This is a genomic window from Cellulomonas sp. GTC20042, assembly GCF_055389595.1.
On record NZ_AP043678.1, the window covers coordinates 2,589,279 to 2,605,335 of the forward strand.

Below are 16,057 nucleotides of genomic sequence, written 5' to 3' on the forward strand. Positions count from 1 at the left end.
TGGTTCGCACCTGATCATCAGGTGCCGAACCACCGACCTCGTGCAGAACCACCGACCTCGCCGGGATGGCTGGGCGGGTGCGGGTGGGGTGGGTGTGGGGGTGGGGGCTAGAGGGTGGGGAGGAAGCGCTGGAGCTCGTAGGGGGTGACCTGCGAGCGGTAGTCCTCCCACTCCTGCTTCTTGTTCTTCAGCACGAAGTCGAACACGTGCTCGCCCAGCGTCTCGGCGACCAGCTCGGACTTCTCCATCACGGCGATGGCGGACTCCAGCGTGGCGGGCAGCGGCTCGATGCCCAGCGCGCGGCGCTCGGCGTCGGTCAGCTCCCACACGTCGTCGTCGGCGCCCTCGGGCATCTCGTAGCCCTCCTCCACGCCCTTGAGGCCGGCGGCCAGCATGACCGCGAACGCCAGGTACGGGTTGGTGGCGGCGTCCACCGCGCGGTACTCGATCCGCGCGGAGTTCGACTTGCCGGGCTTGTACATCGGCACCCGCACCAGCGCGGAGCGGTTGTTGTGGCCCCAGCACACGTAGGACGGCGCCTCGGCCCCGCCCCACAGGCGCTTGTACGAGTTGGTGAACTGGTTGGTGACCGCGGTGATCTCGGCGGCGTGCTTGAGCAGGCCGGCGATGAACGAGCGGGCGACCTTGGACAGCTCCAGGTGCGCGCCGGGCTCGCTGAACGCGTTGCGGTCGCCCTCGAACAGCGACAGGTGGGTGTGCATGCCCGAGCCCGGCTTGTCGGCCAGCGGCTTGGGCATGAAGGAGGCGAACACGCCCTGCTCGAGGGCGACCTCCTTGACCACCGTGCGAAAGGTCATGATGTTGTCGGCCGTGGTGAGCGCGTCGGCGTACCGCAGGTCGATCTCGTTCTGGCCCGGGCCGGCCTCGTGGTGGGAGAACTCCACCGAGATCCCCATCGACTCGAGCATGGTGATCGCGGCGCGCCGGAAGTCGTGCGCGGTGCCGCGCGGCACGTGGTCGAAGTAGCCGCCCTGGTCGACCGGGACCAACGGGGCGGAGGGGTCCGCCGGCGCCTCGAACAGGTAGAACTCCACCTCGGGGTGCGTGTAGAAGGTGAAGCCCTTCTCCGACGCCCGGGCCAGCGCGCGCTTGAGCACGTTGCGCGAGTCGGCCAGCGAGGGCTCCCCGTCCGGCGTGAGGATGTCGCAGAACATCCGCGCGGTGCCGTGCCGCTCGCCGCGCCACGGCAGCACCTGGAAGGTGGTCGGGTCCGGCTTCGCGATCATGTCGGCCTCGTAGACCCGCGTCAGGCCCTCGATCGACGACCCGTCGAACCCGATGCCCTCGGAGAAGGCGGACTCGAGCTCGGCGGGGGCGACCGCGACCGACTTCAGGGTCCCGAGCACGTCGGTGAACCAGAGACGGATGAAACGGATGTCGCGCTCCTCGACCGTGCGGAGCACGAACTCCTGCTGCCTGTCCATGAGGGACATCCTGCCTGATCCGTGTTGCGGGCGGGTGTCGCCACGCTCCGACGATCGCGGGTGGAACCGTCAGTAGGCTTGCTGCCATGCCCGATGCACCCGCCCAGCCAGGTCACCTGCGGATCGCCCTCGCCCAGATCGACACCTGTGTGGGCGACGTCACCGGCAACGCCGAGGCGGTCGTCGCCTGGGTGCGCCGGGCCGCCGAGGCGGGTGCCCGCCTGGTCGCCTTCCCGGAGATGACCGTCACCGGCTACCCGATCGAGGACCTCGCGCAGCGCGCGTCCTTCCGCCGGGGTGCCGAGCGCGCGCTGGCCGATCTCGCCGCCGCCCTGGAGGACGCCGGCCTGGGCGACCTGACCGTGGTGGTCGGCAGCGTCGGCGAGCGCACCACCCGCGAGCACGACGGCGCCCCGGCGCGTCCCACCAACCAGGGCGTGGTGCTCCGGCACGGCGCGGTGCAGCAGCGCTACGACAAGCGGCACCTGCCGAACTACGGCGTCTTCGACGAGTTCCGGATCTTCGCCCCCGGCTCCGAGCCCTGCGTGATCGACGTGGACGGCCGCCGGGTGGGCCTGGTGATCTGCGAGGACATCTGGCAGGACGGGCCGGTCGAGGCGCTGGTCGGCCAGGGCGTCGAGCTGGTGCTGGTGATCAACGGCTCCCCCTACGAGGAGGGCAAGACCCAGCAGCGGGTGGACCTGTCCGCGCGGCGCTCCGGCCAGGTCGGCGCACCGGTGGCCTACGTGAACATGGTCGGCGGCCAGGACGACCTGGTGTTCGACGGCGGGTCCTTCGTCGTCGACGGCGAGCCCGTCGGCCCGGACGAGGTCGAGGGCGCACCGGTCACCGAGGCGACGCTGCTGGCCTCCGCCCCGCAGTTCGTCGAGCACCTGCTGGTCTGGGACCTGCCGCCGGTCGGGCAGCCGCACCCGCGCGGCCCGTTCGCCGCCCCGCTGCACCCCGACGAGGAGGTGTACCGGGCGCTGGTCACCGGCCTGGCCGGCTACGTGCGCAAGAACGGCTTCCGCAGCGTGGTGCTCGGCATGTCCGGCGGGATCGACTCCGCGCTGGTCGCCGCCATCGCCGCCGACGCGATCGGCGGGGACAAGGTCGTCGGGGTGTCGATGCCCTCGCGCTGGTCCTCCGACCACTCCAAGGACGACGCCGCCGACCTCGCGCAGCGGATCGGCGCCGACTACCGGGTGCAGGCGATCAAGCCCATGGTGGACGCCTTCGAGGGCGAGATGGCGCTGGACGGCGTCGCCGCCGAGAACCTCCAGGCGCGGGTGCGCGGCGTGATCCTCATGGCGCTGTCCAACGCCGAGGGCCACCTGGTGCTCGCCACCGGCAACAAGACCGAGCTGGCGGTCGGCTACTCGACGATCTACGGCGACGCGGTCGGCGGCTACGCCCCGCTCAAGGACGTCGACAAGTCCCGGGTGTGGGCGCTGTCGCGCTGGCGCAACCACCACGCGGTCGACGCGGGGATGATCCCGCCGATCCCGGAGTCCTCGATCACCAAGCCCCCGTCGGCCGAGCTGCGCCCGGGGCAGGTCGACCAGGACTCGCTGCCGCCCTACGACCTGCTGGACCGGGTGCTGGACGCCTACGTCGAGCACGCCGAGGGCCGCGCCGAGCTGCTGGCCCGCGGCTTCGACACCGAGATCGTCGACCGGGTGCTGTCCCTGGTCGACCGCGCGGAGTGGAAGCGCCGGCAGTACCCGCTCGGCCCCAAGGTCACGGCGCTGGCGTTCGGCCGGGACCGTAGGCTGCCGATCACGACGCGCTGGCGCGAGCCGCTGGACGTCTCCGCCTCCGCGGAGGCCGCCGCCCTCGCCGCGAGCGCGGCACCCGAGAGCACGAGCACCACCGAGAGCACGGAGCAGAGCTGATGTCCGAGCAGGTCCCCGCCGCCACCACCCCCACTGCCCCGGCCACGCCGGCGGCGCCCAAGCGCGTGCGGGTGCACCACCTGGCCGCGGCCAAGGAGCGCGGCGAGAAGCTCACCATGCTCACCGCCTACGACGCGACGGTCGCGCGGATCTTCGACGCCGCCGGCATCGACCTGCTGCTGGTCGGCGACTCGATCGGCAACACCATGCTCGGCCTGGACTCGCCGATCCCGGTGACCGTGGACGAGATGATCCCGCCCACCCGCGCCGTCGTCCGCGCCGCCCGCCGCGCGCTGGTGGTGGCCGACCTGCCGTTCGGCTCCTACGAGGCGTCGGCCGAGCAGGCCCTCGGCACCGCGGTCCGCTACCTCAAGGAGGCCGGCGCGCACGCGGTGAAGCTCGAGGGCGGCAAGCGGTCCGCCGCGCAGATCCGCGCGCTCACCGACGCCGGCATCCCGGTGGTCGGGCACCTCGGCTTCACCCCGCAGTCGGAGAACATCTTCGGCGGGCACCGGGTGCAGGGCCGGGGCGACGAGGCCGCCGAGCGGCTGTGCGAGGACGCGCTCGCCGTGCAGGAGGCCGGGGCGGTGGCCGTGGTGCTGGAGATGGTCCCGGCGCCGGTCGCGGCGCGGGTCACCGAGATCCTGCGCATCCCCACGATCGGCATCGGCGCCGGGTCGGACGTCGACGGCCAGGTGCTGGTGTGGACCGACATGGCCGGCATGGGCGAGTGGGCCCCGCGGTTCGCCAAGCAGTTCGCGCAGGTCGGCGCGCTGCTCGGCGAGGCCGCCCGCGCCTACGCCGCCGAGGTGCGCGGCGGGCAGTTCCCGGACGAGGCGCACTCCTTCCTGTCCTGACGCCCGGCGCGCACGACGCGCGGGCACCCGGACGGCAGAAGTCCCGGTCCGGGGCGCCCGCGCGCTCTACGCTCGACGTCGTGCGCCCCCACCTGCCCGAGGACGAGCCGGCCCCGACGCGCACCCTGCCCACCTCCCGGGACCTCGAGGACGCGCCCCGGCCGATCCCGGTGCGCACGGCGCCGGGCGGGTCCGAGCGTGTGCGGTCCGCGCAGCCGCGATCGACGCAGCCGCGATCGACGCGGCCGGGGTCCGGCGAGGCACGATCCGGGCAGCCGCGATCCGGTCAGCCGCGATCGATCGATCCGCACGCCGAACGCGCCGGGGCTGCCCGGACCGACACCCGTGCCCCGTGCACCGGCACCCCCGCCGGACGGCCGGTCACCCAGCAGGGCACGCTGCGGATCACCCCGCGCGGCCGTCGGGTGCTGGCCCTCGGCGCCCTCGGGACGCTCACCGTGCTCGTGCTGCTGGTCGTCGGTGTGGTGCGCCTGATCGCGGGGCCGGACGAGGCGACCGCTCCCCCGGCGGCAGCGGCCCCGGAGGCGCCGGTCTGCGAGCCCACCGCTACCCAGTCCCAGAACTGCTGGCCGGTGATCGACGCCGGCGACGACCCGCTGCTGTCCCCCTCGCCGTGGATCACCGGGCGGATCCTCGCCGGGGACGTGCAGACCGTGCTCGACCACGTGGCGGCGCGCTTCGACGCGACCGTGGAGCCCGTCGACCCCGACTCCTCGTGGGGCTGGGCCAACCGGTCGGTGCGCGGCGAGGGCGACGACCAGATCTCCAACCACGCCTCCGGCACCTCGATCGACCTCAACGCCGTCGAGCACCCGCTCGGCGAGTCCGGCACCTACACCGACGCGCAGGTCGAGGCGATCCACGCGATCCTCGCCGAGGTGTCGCCGGTGGTGTCCTGGGGCGGCGACTTCGACGGGCGCAAGGACGAGATGCACTTCGAGATCGTCGGCGACGCCGCCGCGGTGGCGGAGGTCGCGGCCCGGCTGCGCGCAGCCGGAGGCTGAGCGAGGATCACTGCTCCTCGCGGTCCTCCTCGTCCCAGGCGGCCGACCGCGAGCGCGCGGTGGACAGCGCCTGCTGCGCCGCCTCACGGGTCGGGTACGGGCCCATCAGGTGCGTCCAGGACGACTGCCGGCCCTGCTCCACCTGGCCGGTCTCGGTGTTGTAGTAGAACTCCTCGGCCATGACCGCTCCTCTCGGCACACCCCGCCCGCGCCGCCCCGGGACGTCCGGGTGCGGGTGCGGGCCCTGCTCTTCGTAGACTGCCAGTCATGACGTCCGTGCACGCGCCGAGGTCGGCGCTCGTCCCGGGGACCATCGGCCCCCGGCGACCCGTCCCCGCGGCGATCCCGCGCCCCGAGTACGTGGACCGCCCGGGGCCGACGCCCTACACCGGCTCCGACGTGGTCGCCCCCGACGTGGTGGAGCGGATCCGCGTCGCCGCCCGGATCGCCGCGCAGGCCCTGGCGGCGGTCGGCGAGGCCGCCGTCCCCGGTGTCACCACCGACGAGCTCGACCGGATCGGCCACGAGTTCCTGCTGGACCACCACGCCTACCCCTCGACGCTGGGCTACCGCGGCTTCAGCAAGTCTCTGTGCACCTCGGTCAACGAGGTGATCTGCCACGGCATCCCCGACTCGACCGTCCTGCAGGACGGCGACATCGTGAACATCGACATCACCGCGTACATCGGCGGCGTGCACGGCGACAACAACGCGACCTTCCTGGTCGGCGACGTGGACGAGGAGTCCCGCCTGCTGGTCGAGCGCACCCGCGAGTCGCTGGCCCGTGCGATCAAGGCGGTGGTCCCGGGCCGCGAGGTCAACGTGATCGGCCGGGTGATCGAGAAGTACGCCACCCGGTTCGGCTACGGGGTGGTGCGCGACTACACCGGCCACGGCGTCGGCGAGGCCTTCCACTCCGGCCTGGTGATCCCGCACTACGACGCCGCACCCGCCTACGACCGGCTGATCGAGCCGGGGATGGTCTTCACCATCGAGCCGATGCTGAACCTCGGCACCCCGGACTGGGAGATGTGGGACGACGGGTGGACCGTCGTCACGGCCGACCGCCGCCGCAGCGCCCAGTTCGAGCACACCCTTCTCGTCACCGACACCGGAGCGGAGATCCTGACGCTGCCATGAACGCCACCCCCACCCCCGACGCCGCCGCACCGCGCGTGGCCTTCGGCATCGACATCGGCGGCTCCGGGATCAAGGGCGCCCCGGTCGACCTGACCACCGGCGAGTTCGCCGCCGAGCGCGTGCGGATCCCCACCCCGCAGCCCGCCACCCCGGCGGCCGTCGCCGCCACCGTCGCCGAGCTGGTCGGCTCCTTCGACCTGCCCGCCGACACCCCGATCGGCGTCACCTTCCCCGCCGTCGTGCAGCACGGCGTGGCCCGCAGCGCCGCGAACGTCGACTCCTCCTGGATCGGCACCAACATCGAGACCGTGCTGGGCGAGGCCCTGGGCCGCCGGGTGGTCGCTGTGAACGACGCCGACGCCGCCGGCTACGCCGAGGCCGCCTTCGGCGCCGCCCGCTCCTCGCGCGGGGTCACGTTCATCTGCACCCTGGGCACCGGGATCGGCACCGCGATGGTCGTCGAGGGCGTGCTGGTGCCGAACCTCGAGCTCGGTCACCTGGAGATCGACGGCCACGACGCCGAGACCCGCGCCTCCGACGCCGTGCGCGACCGGGAGAAGCTCGACTTCGAGCAGTGGGCCGAGCGCCTCCAGCGCTACTTCGGCGTCATCGAGGACCTGTTCTGGCCCGACCTGATCGTCGTCGGCGGCGGCGTGAGCAAGCACCACGAGAAGTTCCTGCCGCTGCTGCACCTGCGCGCGCCGATCGTGCCCGCCCAGCTGCGCAACGCCGCCGGGATCGTCGGGGCCGCCGCGCTGGCCGCCCGCGCCTGACCGCACCACCATCGCGACCCCGGGTCCGCCGCCGACCCGCGACGGCCCCGGGGTCGCGGCGTGCCCGGGGGCGGTCGGGGTTCCCGCTGGCGAGGGTGGGTGCGCGGCCCTAGCGTCCAGGCATGGGACTCGTGGTGAGCCAGATCAGCATCGACGCGCACGACCCCGGCGCGCTGGCCCGGTGGTGGGCCGCCGCGCTCGGCTGGGAGGTGACCTGGGAGGACGAGGACGAGGTCGGCATCGAGCCGGTGGACGGCTCCGCGACCTCGTGGCTGTTCCTGCGCGTGCCGGACGACAAGGTGGTCAAGAACCGCCTGCACGTCGACCTGCGCCCGCCGGACGGCTCCGACCAGGCCACCGAGCTCCAGCACCTGCTCGACCTCGGCGCCGTCCCCGCCGACGTCGGCCAGGGCCCCGACGCGACCTGGCACGTGCTCGCCGACCCCGAGGGGAACGAGTTCTGCCTGCTGCGCAGCACGCCGTCCCAGCTCGCCGCGCTGCTCGCCGAGGAGGAGGCCGCGCAGGCCGACGGCCCCGCCGCCTGACGCGCCTCGGGCAGTCGCTGCGGATGCGGAGCGGCCGGAGCCGACCTACGGTCGAGGGGACAGCGCAACCCGCTCGGAGGAGGACGCACCATGGGTCTCGACGACAAGATCGCGAACGCGGCGGAGAAGGTCGCCGGCAAGGTGAAGGAGGCCACCGGTCACGCCTCGGGCGACGAGGACCTCGAGCGCGAGGGCCGCACCGACCAGTCGAAGGCCGATCTCAAGGACGCCGGCGAGAAGGTCAAGGACGCCTTCAAGCGCTGACCCCGCGCGCCGCGCGACAGACCGCTGCGAGCCCGACCCGGAGCACCGGGCCGGGCTCGCGTGCTGTGCGGGGGCGTGTGCTGCCGGTGGTCGCCTGCGGCCGGGTCGGCGCCGGTCCGGACGGCTCCCGGTCGCCCGTGCGGCCCCGTCGTCACCCGCCCGCTCCCCCGCGCGGGTGATCCCCCGGGCACGGATTCACCCGCTGCCGGTCACCCGAACGGCCACCCCTCGCGCTGCGGGCCGGCGCGGACCGTGCCTACCGTGGTGGAACCATCGCGAAGGGGGCCGAGATGGCGACGCAGGACCGATCCGAGGAACCTGATCCGTTCCGGGGCGCGCTCGAGCACGCCGACCTGCCGCTGGTGCCGCACCAGCGCTCACCGCTGGGCGACGTCGATCCCGGGGGCGCCGCGCCGCCGGACTGATCGGCCGCCGGTGCCGGGCGGCTCAGCGGGGCCAGATCTCCGGCGCGTGCTCCTGCACCCGCAGCCGACCCGCCCACGACGGCAGGGACCCGCGCACGTCCTGCGCGTCCAGCCAGGCCGCGAGCGCCGGGTCCAGCCGGAACGGCGTGCGCTGCCGGACCGCGTGGTCCCAGGCGAGGCACCACAGCGTCTGCGCCGGGGTGCCCCGGTACGGGTGGTCACCGGTGCCCGCGAGCAGCGCCCGCACCCGTGCCTGCCCGCGCCGGTCAGCAGGGGTCGCGGGCCGACCCGACCGGCTCACCGCCTCCATCGCCGCCACGTAGCGGATCGCGTCCGCGGGCCCGTCCAGCAGCACCGGCTCCACCGCGGCGTGCACCTCGGCGACGTCACCGCCCAGCACCCGCGTGGTCGTCGTCAGGCACAGCCCCTCGGGGCGGGGCCGTCGGGGCGACGGTCCAGCACCGTCACCCGCACCGGGTGCGGGCAGTGCTCCGCCAGCACCGCACGGAACTGCGCCAGCGCGGGCACGCCGCGCGCTCAGCCGATGCCGTGCGCGCGGCGCAGGTTCACCTGACGGGTCTGCTCCGGCAGCGTGAACAGGTCGACCAGCGTCCCGATCCCGCACACCCCCCAGGTCAGCAGCCAGATCACCCCGCGCACCGGCTTGCCCAGGTAGAAGTGCTGGAAGCCCGCGAGGCCGAACAGGGTCGCCAGGCCCCACAGGTAGGCGATGCCGACGTCCTTCGGCGGGAGCGCGGGGCCGTAGGCGCCGGCGTGGACCGGCTGCGGCTGGGCGTACACCGGCTGGGCGTACGTGGGCTGGCCGTAGCCTGCGGGCGCGGCGGGCTCGGTGTAGACGGGCTGGGCGTAGCCCTGGCCCGCGGGCTGCTGGGGGTAGCCGGGCTGCGGGTACCCGGGCTGGGCGTAGGGCTGCTGCGCGTAGCCGCCCGCCTGCTCATATCCCGGCTGCGGCGCGTAGCCGGGCGCCTGCTGCCCGTACCCCGGCGCCGCCGGATCGCCCTCGGGCACGCCCGGCACCGGCGGGTGCGGCTGCCCCGCGTTCGGCTGCTCGGGCTGCTGCGGCGGGTACGGGTCGGTCACGATCGCTCCTCGGGGCGCGGTGAGCACCCCTGCGGCGCCCATGCCGACGGTGCCGGCAGCCGCGACCCTACCGATCCGGCGGGTCCGCGCAGGCCACCGTCCGTGTCGCGTCCCCCGCGGTCACCTGGACGGGTCGCCTCGTGGCTGGCATTCGGAGCACACCGGTACCCACGGTTCGTCGAGCCGACCCCAAGGGTGCTATTCGAAAATTCTATCCTCGCGAAAGAAGGCCGCCAAGAATTCCCGCAACAAAGCCGAAGATCGAGGAGAATGCGGTGACGATCCAGGTCTGCCGCCGCGCATCTAGTTCGTCGCGACGCGAACGAGCCACGACCGCCGGCCCCAGGCGGCGGAGCCGTCGAGACTTCGACTTGGTGAAAACACGTCTCCATCCGAGCGGTTTCGTCACCGACTCCACGAGGCCAGTGAGCCTGTGCAACACCGGCTGGTCCGGGTGACCCGGATAACCTCCAGTAGTCGCCATCACCCAAGTCTGACCGCCCTCCCAGGCTGTCAGCCGCACGACCACCGTGTCTGGCCCGTCAGACTGGATGTGGAGGACTCGAACACGCGGAGGGGCAAGATCTAGCAGCGTGTCGACGTCGGTCGCCCCAGGAAAATCGACTTCATCGAACATCACCGAAAACCCTCGAGGCGCGACCATCTGATCAAACGCGACGAGCACTGCTCGAAGCGCCTCTCGATCCCTCAGTCGAACCGGCTTCTTTCGAACATACTCGGAAATTCCCAGGTTGAAGTCCCAATGATCTCGATACTCGTAGTCGAGCCCTGTCATCGCACTCCCTCCGGATGGCCGCTAGGACTCTACCGCGGTCCCGACATCACCCGCCGTATCTTCGCGCCGAGAGTGCGGATGAGCTGGCCGGTACGCCGGGTTCTGTCCCCGCGCGCGGTTGCCCCCGCGCGGGTGGCGGCCATCCATCTACGACGTACGTTGCCGCACGCCTCCAGCGGCCTACCCGGGAGCTCGGGCGGGCAGCCCTCGAACGCTCCCTGTCTGGCCTTGCTCCGGGTGGGGTTTACCTAGCCGTGCCGGTCACCCGGCACGCTGGTGGTCTCTTACACCACCGTTTCACCCTCACCGACCTCGGCCCGAGGGTCGTGGTCGGCGGTCTCTTCTCTGTGGCACTGTCCCGCGGGTCACCCCGGGTGGGTGTTACCCACCACCCTGCCCTACGGAGCCCGGACGTTCCTCGGCGAGCCCGAGGGCTCGACGCGGCCGCCTGGCCAGCTCATCCGCGTCGAGGAGTCTAGCGCGGATCCGCAGGCCCCCGACGCTCAACCCCCGGCGCGCACGTGCCGATGTCGGGGGTGACCAGGAGCGTCGGTCAACGGTGACCGGCGCGCTGAGGGAGAGACGATGAGCGATCCCGTGGGCCGGCACCGGGAGCCGGCCGAGAGCCCCGAGCCCGTGCGGCCGCGTACCGGACGACGTGTCGTGCTGCTGGTGGCAGCAGGGGCGGCAGTGGCGCTGACGGCGGTGCTGCTGGTGCCGCGGCTGACCGGCGGCGGCGAGGCGGCGGCCGAGGGGCCGGACTCGGTGGCGGTGACCTACCAGGTCGAGGGCACGGCAGCCTCGGTGGCGGTGACGTACGCGTCGGCGACCGGGACCCAGCAGGCCTCGGCGCGGCGGCTGCCGCTGGAGAGCAAGGGCGAGCCGGGTGTGCAGGTCGACCTGAAGCCGGGGAGCAGGGCGTTCATCGAGGCGCGCAACGAGGGCGACGCGGGCGACGTGACCTGCCGGATCCTCGTGGCCGGCGAGGTGGTCGCCGAGCGCACCGTCTCCGGCGCCGGGGTGACGGCCTCCTGCGAGGCAGGGGTCTGACGCCGGACGGGCGGGTCCGGCCGGGCCTGCCCGCTCGGTGCGCCGGAGCACGCGGCCCGGGCACGTAGGGTCGTCCGGTGCTGATCCTGCTGCCGCCGTCGGAGGGGAAGACCGCGCCGGTGCGCGGGCCCGCCCTCGACCTCGACGCCCTGTCCTCCCCCGCGCTGACACCGACCCGTGCCCGGGTGCTGGACGCGCTGGTCTCGACGAGCGCGCGCCCGGACGCCGTGGCGACGCTGGGCGTGGGCGCCGGGATCATGGACGAGGTGGCGCGCAACGTGCACCTGCGTACGGCGTCGACGGCCCCGGCCCGGCGGGTCTACTCCGGCGTGCTGTACGCGGCGGCCGGGCTGGACGCGCTGACCCCGGCGGCGCGGCGACGGGCCGCCGAGAGCGTGCGCGTGGTGTCGGGGCTGTGGGGGCTGGTCGGCCCGGAGGACCCGATCCCGGCCTACCGGCTGTCGATGGGGGTGGATCTTCCCGGTGTCGGACCGCTCGCGGCGGCGTGGCGCGACCCGCTGGCGGCGGAGCTCGACCCCCGGGCGCTCGCGGGCGATCTGATCATGGACTGCCGGTCCGCCGCGTACCTGGCGGCGTGGCGCCCCCCGCGCGCCGTGCAGGAGCAGTGGGTGCAGGTGCGGGTGCTGCGCGAGGTCGACGGGCGACGATCGGTGGTCTCGCACCACGCCAAGCACACCCGCGGCGTGCTGACCCGGCACCTGGTCACCCGCCGCGGCGCCGCCCCGACGACCGCCGTCGCGCTGGCACGGGTCGCGCGGGAGCTGGTCGGGGTGGATCTGCTGGACGTGGAGCTGGACGCTCCCGTCGGCCGGGGAGCCACCCTCTCGCTCGTGGTGGCGTAGGGCGCTGCGCCGAGTTCGGTGGTTCGTGCAGAAAAACGCCCGCGCAACCACCGAACTCGGCCCGAACCACCGAACTCACCAGGAGAGGCGGGTGCGCGAGCAGGTGCGTGCGGGCGCGAGCAGGTGCGTGCGGGCGCGAGCAGGGTGCGCGTGCGCGCAGGCAGCGCAGGGTGCGGGCTCGCTCAGCGCGCCGCGGCGCCCCAGCCTTCGCTGGGGGCTCCCGCAACCGCCACCTCGTCGCGGCGGTCGTGGAACAGGCGGATGATGCTCACCGACGCGGGGGCCACGCGCAGCTGGCTCCACGAGGAGGGCTGCGCGCCCATCGTCCGGCCGAGGGCGGCGCGGATCGCCACCGCGTGCGAGACGACGACCACGGTCCGGTCGGTGCCGGCGGCGAGCAGCGCGTCCAGCCCCGCCCCCACCCGCTCCCCCACGTCGGTGATCGACTCGCCGCCGTCCGGACGCACGTCGGCGCGGGTGTGCCACGGCTCCAGGCGCCCGGGCCAGCGCTGCTCGATCTGCTCGGCGGTCAGCCCCTGCCAGGCGCCGAAGTCGGCCTCCTGGAACGCGGCGTCCACCCGTGCGGTCAGCCCGAGGCGCTCGCCGATGATCCCGGCGGTCTCCTGCGTGCGGACCATCGGCGAGGCGATCAGCTCGGTGGGGTACGGGATGTCGCCCCACAGGTCGCGGCCGACCCGCTGCACCAGGTCGCCCGCGGCCGCCGCCTGCGCGCGCCCGTGCTCGGTGAGCGAGGGGCCGGGCTCGCCGGAGCCGGAGTACCCGCGCGCGACGGTCATGGTGGTCTCGCCGTGCCGGACGAGCACCACGGTCACCGGGTCGGCGTCGTCGAACCGCGGCGAGGCGCCCTGCGCGCGGGCACGCATCAGAAGGCGTCCTCGCCGCGCACCAGGATCCGGCCGGAGTCCTCGCAGTAGACGAGCTGGTCGGCGGGGGTGGCCTTGATCGCGGCGAGCTCGGTGGCGGGCACGGGCATGCCGCTGCCCTCGGACCGGCCCCGGCGCAGGGACGCGACGGCGACGCCGCCGAGGCGGGCGCGCAGCCGGTCGTAGATCGCGATCAGCGGGGCGGGCAGCGGCTCGGCGGTGGCGGTGCGCTTCTCGGCGACCTGCGCACCTTCGGCGTCGATGACCTTCAGCTCGGCGTCCCGCTCGGCGACGACGACGGCGCGGTCGTTGAGCAGCGCGGCGTGCGCGGTGGTCAGCCCGGACAGCGCGCCCTCGTGCGCCTCCAGCCGCTCCATCACCTCGAGCTCGACCTCCTCGAGCTCGCCCTGCCGGCGCCCGAGCGACACCAGCTCGCTCTGCAGCGCCTGGAGGTCCTTGGCGCTGCCGCTGCCGGACTCGAGGCGGGTCTGGTCGCGGGCGGCGCGGTCGCGCACCTGCTGCACGTCGGCCTCGGCCTTGGCGAGCTCACGACGCAGGTCGGCGGCCGCGGTGCGGGAGGTGGCGACGGCGGTGTCCAGATCGGCGATCTGCGCGTCGAGCTCGGCGATCCGGGCGTGCTGCGGCAGGTTCTTCCGCTTGTGGTCGAGCTGGTCGAGCCGGGTGTCGAGGCCCTGGAGGTCGAGCATCCGCTGCTGCTCGGCGGGGGTGGCGGTGGTCACGTGCGGGGTCCTTCCGACGGGTCGAGGGGCGCCGCGACGCGGCCGGTCCACGGATCGGTGCGCAGGGTGCTGACGCGGGTCTCCACCGTAGTCCCGTGCGCGGCGAGATCGGCTCGCAGGTCGGCGGCGGCGCGGGTCAGCCAGGGCCACTCGGAGGCGAAGTGCGCGGTGTCCACCAGGTAGGGCGGGCTGGCCGCGATCCCCCGGGCCGCGAACTCCGCCCGCTCGCGCAGCTCGGAGGCCGGGTGGTGCCGCAGGTCCGAGGTCACGTACACGTCGGCACCGGAGCCGCGCACCGCGTCGAGCAGCGAGTCCCCCGATCCGCCGACCACCGCCACGGTGCGCACCACCGCGTCGGCGGGCCCGGCGTAGCGGACGCCCTGCACGGTGGCGGGCAGCGCGGCGGCCACCCGCTCGGCGAAGGCGTGCAGGGTCAGCGGCTCCGTGAGGTGCCCGACCCGGCCGGTGCCGGTGGGCGCGTCCCAGCGCGCGAGCTCCAGCACGTCGAAGGCGGGCTCCTCGTAGGGGTGCGCGGCACGCATCGCGGCGACCACGGCCCCGCGCAGCCGGCGCGGCGCGATCATCTCGACCCGGGCCTCGACCACGTGGGCGGCCTGCCCGATCGTGCCGATCGCCGGGACGGCGCCCGCGCCGGGGGTGAAGGTGCCCTCGCCGGTGGTGGTCCACGCGCAGCGGCTGTACGCCCCCAGCGCGCCGGCACCGGCGGCGGACAGCGCGTCGACCAGCCGCTCGGCGTCGGCGGCGGGCACGAACACCACGTGCTTGTCGATCGCCGGACCGGCTCCCGGCACCAGCGGGCGCTGCTCGACCAGGCCCAGCACGTCGGCCAGCGCGTGCGCGACGCCGCCCTCGGCCGCGTCGGCGTTGGTGTGCGCGGTGTGCAGCGCGACCCCGGCCCGGATCAGCCGGTGCAGCAGCGCGCCCTTGAACGTGGTCGCGGCGACGTCGTGCACACCGCGCAGCAGCAGCGGGTGGTGCACCAGCACCAGGTCGGCGCCCCAGCCGATCGCCTCGTCCACCACGGCGGCGACCGGGTCGACGGCGAGCAGGATCTTGCGGACGGGCTGGTCGGGGTCGCCGGTGACCAGCCCGACCCGGTCCCAGGACTCCGCGGTGGCCGGCGGGTAGCGCTGCTCGATCAGGCGGACCACGTCCGCGAGGGTGGCGGTCACGGCAGCAGCATCGACTTGATCGCGCGGCGCTCGTCCATCGCCGCGTAGGCCTCGGTCACCTCGTCCAGCGGCAGCACCAGGTCGAACACCCGGCCCGGATCGATCGCCCCGGCCCACACGTCGGCCGCGAGCTCCTCGATGTACCCGCGCACCGGCGCGACGCCGCCGCCGACCGACTTGTTCTGGCCGAACATCTGGCCGAAGGGCAGCACGCCGCCGCCCACCGGCAGGCCGACCGCGCCGACCTTGCCGCCGGGGCGCACGGTGTCGATCGCCTGCTGCACGGACTCCTTGGTGCCCACGCACTCCAGCACGGCGTCCGCGCCGACCCCGCCGAGCAGGTCGATCACGCGGGCGGCGCCCTCGTCGCCGCGCTCGGTGACGACGTCGGTGGCGCCGAAGTCCGTCGCGAGCGCCTGGCGCGCGGGGTGCCGGGAGAACGCCACGATCCGTGCGGCACCGAGCCGCTTCGCCGCGATCACGCCGCACAGGCCGACCGCGCCGTCGCCGACCACCGCCACCGTGGACCCGGCGCGCACCCCGGCGGCGAGCGCCGCGTGGTGCCCGGTGCCCATCACGTCGCTCAGGGTGAGCATGCTCGGCAGCAGGTCCGCGTCCGGGTGCTCCGGCAGCGCCACCAGCGTCCCGTCGGCCAGCGGCACCCGCACCGCCTCGCCCTGACCGGCATCGGCGTGGATGCCCTCGAAGTCCGCGCTGCCCCAGCCGGACGACCGCTCGCAGGAGGTGTGCACCCCGTTGCGGCAGTGCACGCAGGTGCCGTCGCTGATCATGAACGGCGCGATCACGAACTGCCCCGGGCGCAGCGTGCGGACCTCGGCGCCGACCTCCTCGACCACGCCGACGAACTCGTGCCCGATGCGGCGGGGCTCCGGCGTCGGGCGGGCGCCCCGGTAAGGCCACAGGTCGGAGCCGCAGACGCAGGCGGCGACCACGCGCACCACGGCGTCCGTGGGTCGGTGGACCACCGGGTCGGGGACCTGCTCGAGGCGGATGTCGGACGGGCCGTGGATCAGGGTCGCGCGCACGTCGGCAGCCTACGA

The 16,057-nt window shown here is 74.2% G+C and carries 19 protein-coding genes and 1 other RNA gene; 10 read left to right on the plus strand and 10 right to left on the minus strand.

Annotated elements, in window-relative coordinates:
• Positions 1–107 precede the first annotated feature (107 nt).
• The gene (glnA, locus tag ACZ5HG_RS12020) at positions 108–1,445 is read right to left on the minus strand and encodes a type I glutamate--ammonia ligase (RefSeq protein WP_464176535.1); all 1,338 of its coding nucleotides are present in this window, start codon (positions 1,443–1,445) and stop codon (positions 108–110) included.
• Between the two features lie 86 nt (positions 1,446–1,531).
• Between glnA and ACZ5HG_RS12025 the strand changes: the two genes are divergently transcribed.
• The 3 genes from ACZ5HG_RS12025 to ACZ5HG_RS12035 all read left to right on the plus strand — a co-directional run bounded on the left by ACZ5HG_RS12025 (position 1,532) and on the right by ACZ5HG_RS12035 (position 5,222).
• Entirely contained in the window at positions 1,532–3,340 is a 1,809-nt protein-coding gene (locus ACZ5HG_RS12025) for an NAD+ synthase (RefSeq protein WP_464176537.1), read from the plus strand.
• Positions 3,340–4,197, plus strand: a complete 858-nt coding sequence (panB, locus tag ACZ5HG_RS12030) for a 3-methyl-2-oxobutanoate hydroxymethyltransferase (protein ID WP_464176539.1) — start codon at positions 3,340–3,342, stop codon at positions 4,195–4,197. Before ACZ5HG_RS12025 ends, panB begins: the two co-directional genes overlap by 1 nt.
• Positions 4,198–4,277: 80 nt before the next feature.
• Positions 4,278–5,222, plus strand: coding sequence for a M15 family metallopeptidase (locus ACZ5HG_RS12035; RefSeq protein ID WP_464176541.1), 945 nt, complete (start codon positions 4,278–4,280; stop codon positions 5,220–5,222).
• Positions 5,223–5,229: 7 nt separating this feature from the next.
• Here the strand turns inward: ACZ5HG_RS12035 and ACZ5HG_RS12040 are convergent, their stop codons facing one another.
• Entirely contained in the window at positions 5,230–5,403 is a 174-nt protein-coding gene (locus ACZ5HG_RS12040; protein ID WP_464176543.1) for an SPOR domain-containing protein, read from the minus strand.
• Positions 5,404–5,489: 86 nt separating this feature from the next.
• On the opposite strand from ACZ5HG_RS12040, the gene map reads away from it, so the two are divergent.
• From map to ACZ5HG_RS12065, 5 genes are all read left to right on the plus strand, one after another.
• On the plus strand, positions 5,490–6,362 hold the full coding sequence (map, locus tag ACZ5HG_RS12045; RefSeq protein WP_464176545.1) for a type I methionyl aminopeptidase: 873 nt from the start codon (positions 5,490–5,492) through the stop codon (positions 6,360–6,362).
• Positions 6,359–7,135 carry a polyphosphate--glucose phosphotransferase gene (ppgK, locus tag ACZ5HG_RS12050; RefSeq protein WP_464176547.1) on the plus strand — a complete coding sequence of 259 codons (777 nt, stop codon included), beginning with the start codon at positions 6,359–6,361 and terminating at the stop codon, positions 7,133–7,135. Before map ends, ppgK begins: the two co-directional genes overlap by 4 nt.
• 122 nt (positions 7,136–7,257) lie before the next feature.
• Positions 7,258–7,680 carry a VOC family protein gene (locus ACZ5HG_RS12055; protein WP_464176549.1) on the plus strand — a complete coding sequence of 141 codons (423 nt, stop codon included), beginning with the start codon at positions 7,258–7,260 and terminating at the stop codon, positions 7,678–7,680.
• 90 nt (positions 7,681–7,770) lie between these two features.
• The gene (locus ACZ5HG_RS12060; protein ID WP_464176551.1) at positions 7,771–7,944 is read left to right on the plus strand and encodes a CsbD family protein; all 174 of its coding nucleotides are present in this window, start codon (positions 7,771–7,773) and stop codon (positions 7,942–7,944) included.
• A gap of 290 nt (positions 7,945–8,234) precedes the next feature.
• Positions 8,235–8,369, plus strand: coding sequence for a hypothetical protein (locus ACZ5HG_RS12065; RefSeq protein ID WP_464176553.1), 135 nt, complete (start codon positions 8,235–8,237; stop codon positions 8,367–8,369).
• 22 nt (positions 8,370–8,391) lie between these two features.
• On the opposite strand, the gene ACZ5HG_RS12070 is transcribed toward ACZ5HG_RS12065, so the two are convergent.
• From ACZ5HG_RS12070 to rnpB, 4 genes are all read right to left on the minus strand, one after another.
• On the minus strand, positions 8,392–8,769 hold the full coding sequence (locus tag ACZ5HG_RS12070) for a hypothetical protein (protein ID WP_464176555.1): 378 nt from the start codon (positions 8,767–8,769) through the stop codon (positions 8,392–8,394).
• Positions 8,770–8,906: 137 nt separating this feature from the next.
• Positions 8,907–9,470 (minus strand): TM2 domain-containing protein, encoded by a 564-nt coding sequence (locus ACZ5HG_RS12075; RefSeq protein WP_464176557.1) that lies wholly within the window; start codon positions 9,468–9,470, stop codon positions 8,907–8,909.
• A 211-nt stretch (positions 9,471–9,681) separates the two neighbouring features.
• Positions 9,682–10,266 (minus strand): hypothetical protein, encoded by a 585-nt coding sequence (locus ACZ5HG_RS12080; RefSeq protein ID WP_464176559.1) that lies wholly within the window; start codon positions 10,264–10,266, stop codon positions 9,682–9,684.
• Positions 10,267–10,341: 75 nt separating this feature from the next.
• Positions 10,342–10,726, minus strand: an RNA gene (gene rnpB / locus ACZ5HG_RS12085) — RNase P RNA component class A.
• A gap of 125 nt (positions 10,727–10,851) precedes the next feature.
• Here rnpB and ACZ5HG_RS12090 point away from each other — a divergent pair.
• Entirely contained in the window at positions 10,852–11,316 is a 465-nt protein-coding gene (locus ACZ5HG_RS12090; RefSeq protein ID WP_464176561.1) for a hypothetical protein, read from the plus strand.
• 77 nt (positions 11,317–11,393) lie between these two features.
• Positions 11,394–12,179: a YaaA family protein gene (locus ACZ5HG_RS12095; protein ID WP_464176563.1), complete on the plus strand. Its 786-nt coding sequence runs from the start codon at positions 11,394–11,396 to the stop codon at positions 12,177–12,179.
• A 182-nt stretch (positions 12,180–12,361) separates the two neighbouring features.
• Here the strand turns inward: ACZ5HG_RS12095 and ACZ5HG_RS12100 are convergent, their stop codons facing one another.
• From ACZ5HG_RS12100 to ACZ5HG_RS12115, 4 genes are read right to left on the minus strand one after another with little or no spacing between them, the layout of a single operon-like run.
• Complete coding sequence (locus tag ACZ5HG_RS12100) at positions 12,362–13,063, minus strand: histidine phosphatase family protein (RefSeq protein WP_464176565.1); 702 nt, start codon at positions 13,061–13,063, stop codon at positions 12,362–12,364.
• Positions 13,063–13,803 carry a zinc ribbon domain-containing protein gene (locus tag ACZ5HG_RS12105; protein ID WP_464176567.1) on the minus strand — a complete coding sequence of 247 codons (741 nt, stop codon included), beginning with the start codon at positions 13,801–13,803 and terminating at the stop codon, positions 13,063–13,065. The genes ACZ5HG_RS12100 and ACZ5HG_RS12105 overlap by 1 nt, the downstream gene beginning before the upstream one ends.
• On the minus strand, positions 13,800–14,996 hold the full coding sequence (locus tag ACZ5HG_RS12110) for a Nif3-like dinuclear metal center hexameric protein (RefSeq protein ID WP_464176569.1): 1,197 nt from the start codon (positions 14,994–14,996) through the stop codon (positions 13,800–13,802). Before ACZ5HG_RS12110 ends, ACZ5HG_RS12105 begins: the two co-directional genes overlap by 4 nt.
• A complete protein-coding gene (locus ACZ5HG_RS12115) occupies positions 14,993–16,042 on the minus strand; it encodes a zinc-dependent alcohol dehydrogenase family protein (RefSeq protein WP_464176571.1) in 1,050 nt (349 codons plus the stop codon). Before ACZ5HG_RS12115 ends, ACZ5HG_RS12110 begins: the two co-directional genes overlap by 4 nt.
• Positions 16,043–16,057: the final 15 nt, after the last annotated feature.

Bases quoted from the DNA above. Each gene is read 5' to 3' on its own strand.
- panB (WP_464176539.1), top strand. From the start codon at position 3,340: ATGTCCGAGCAGGTCCCCGCCGCCACCACCCCCACTGCCCCGGCCACG.
- ACZ5HG_RS12055 (WP_464176549.1), top strand. From the start codon at position 7,258: ATGGGACTCGTGGTGAGCCAGATCAGCATCGACGCGCACGACCCCGGC.
- ACZ5HG_RS12025 (WP_464176537.1), top strand. From the start codon at position 1,532: ATGCCCGATGCACCCGCCCAGCCAGGTCACCTGCGGATCGCCCTCGCC.
- ACZ5HG_RS12065 (WP_464176553.1), top strand. From the start codon at position 8,235: ATGGCGACGCAGGACCGATCCGAGGAACCTGATCCGTTCCGGGGCGCG.
- ACZ5HG_RS12100 (WP_464176565.1), bottom strand. From the start codon at position 13,063: ATGCGTGCCCGCGCGCAGGGCGCCTCGCCGCGGTTCGACGACGCCGAC.
- ACZ5HG_RS12090 (WP_464176561.1), top strand. From the start codon at position 10,852: ATGAGCGATCCCGTGGGCCGGCACCGGGAGCCGGCCGAGAGCCCCGAG.
- glnA (WP_464176535.1), bottom strand. From the start codon at position 1,445: ATGGACAGGCAGCAGGAGTTCGTGCTCCGCACGGTCGAGGAGCGCGAC.
- ppgK (WP_464176547.1), top strand. From the start codon at position 6,359: ATGAACGCCACCCCCACCCCCGACGCCGCCGCACCGCGCGTGGCCTTC.
- ACZ5HG_RS12040 (WP_464176543.1), bottom strand. From the start codon at position 5,403: ATGGCCGAGGAGTTCTACTACAACACCGAGACCGGCCAGGTGGAGCAG.
- ACZ5HG_RS12080 (WP_464176559.1), bottom strand. From the start codon at position 10,266: ATGACAGGGCTCGACTACGAGTATCGAGATCATTGGGACTTCAACCTG.
- ACZ5HG_RS12060 (WP_464176551.1), top strand. From the start codon at position 7,771: ATGGGTCTCGACGACAAGATCGCGAACGCGGCGGAGAAGGTCGCCGGC.
- map (WP_464176545.1), top strand. From the start codon at position 5,490: ATGACGTCCGTGCACGCGCCGAGGTCGGCGCTCGTCCCGGGGACCATC.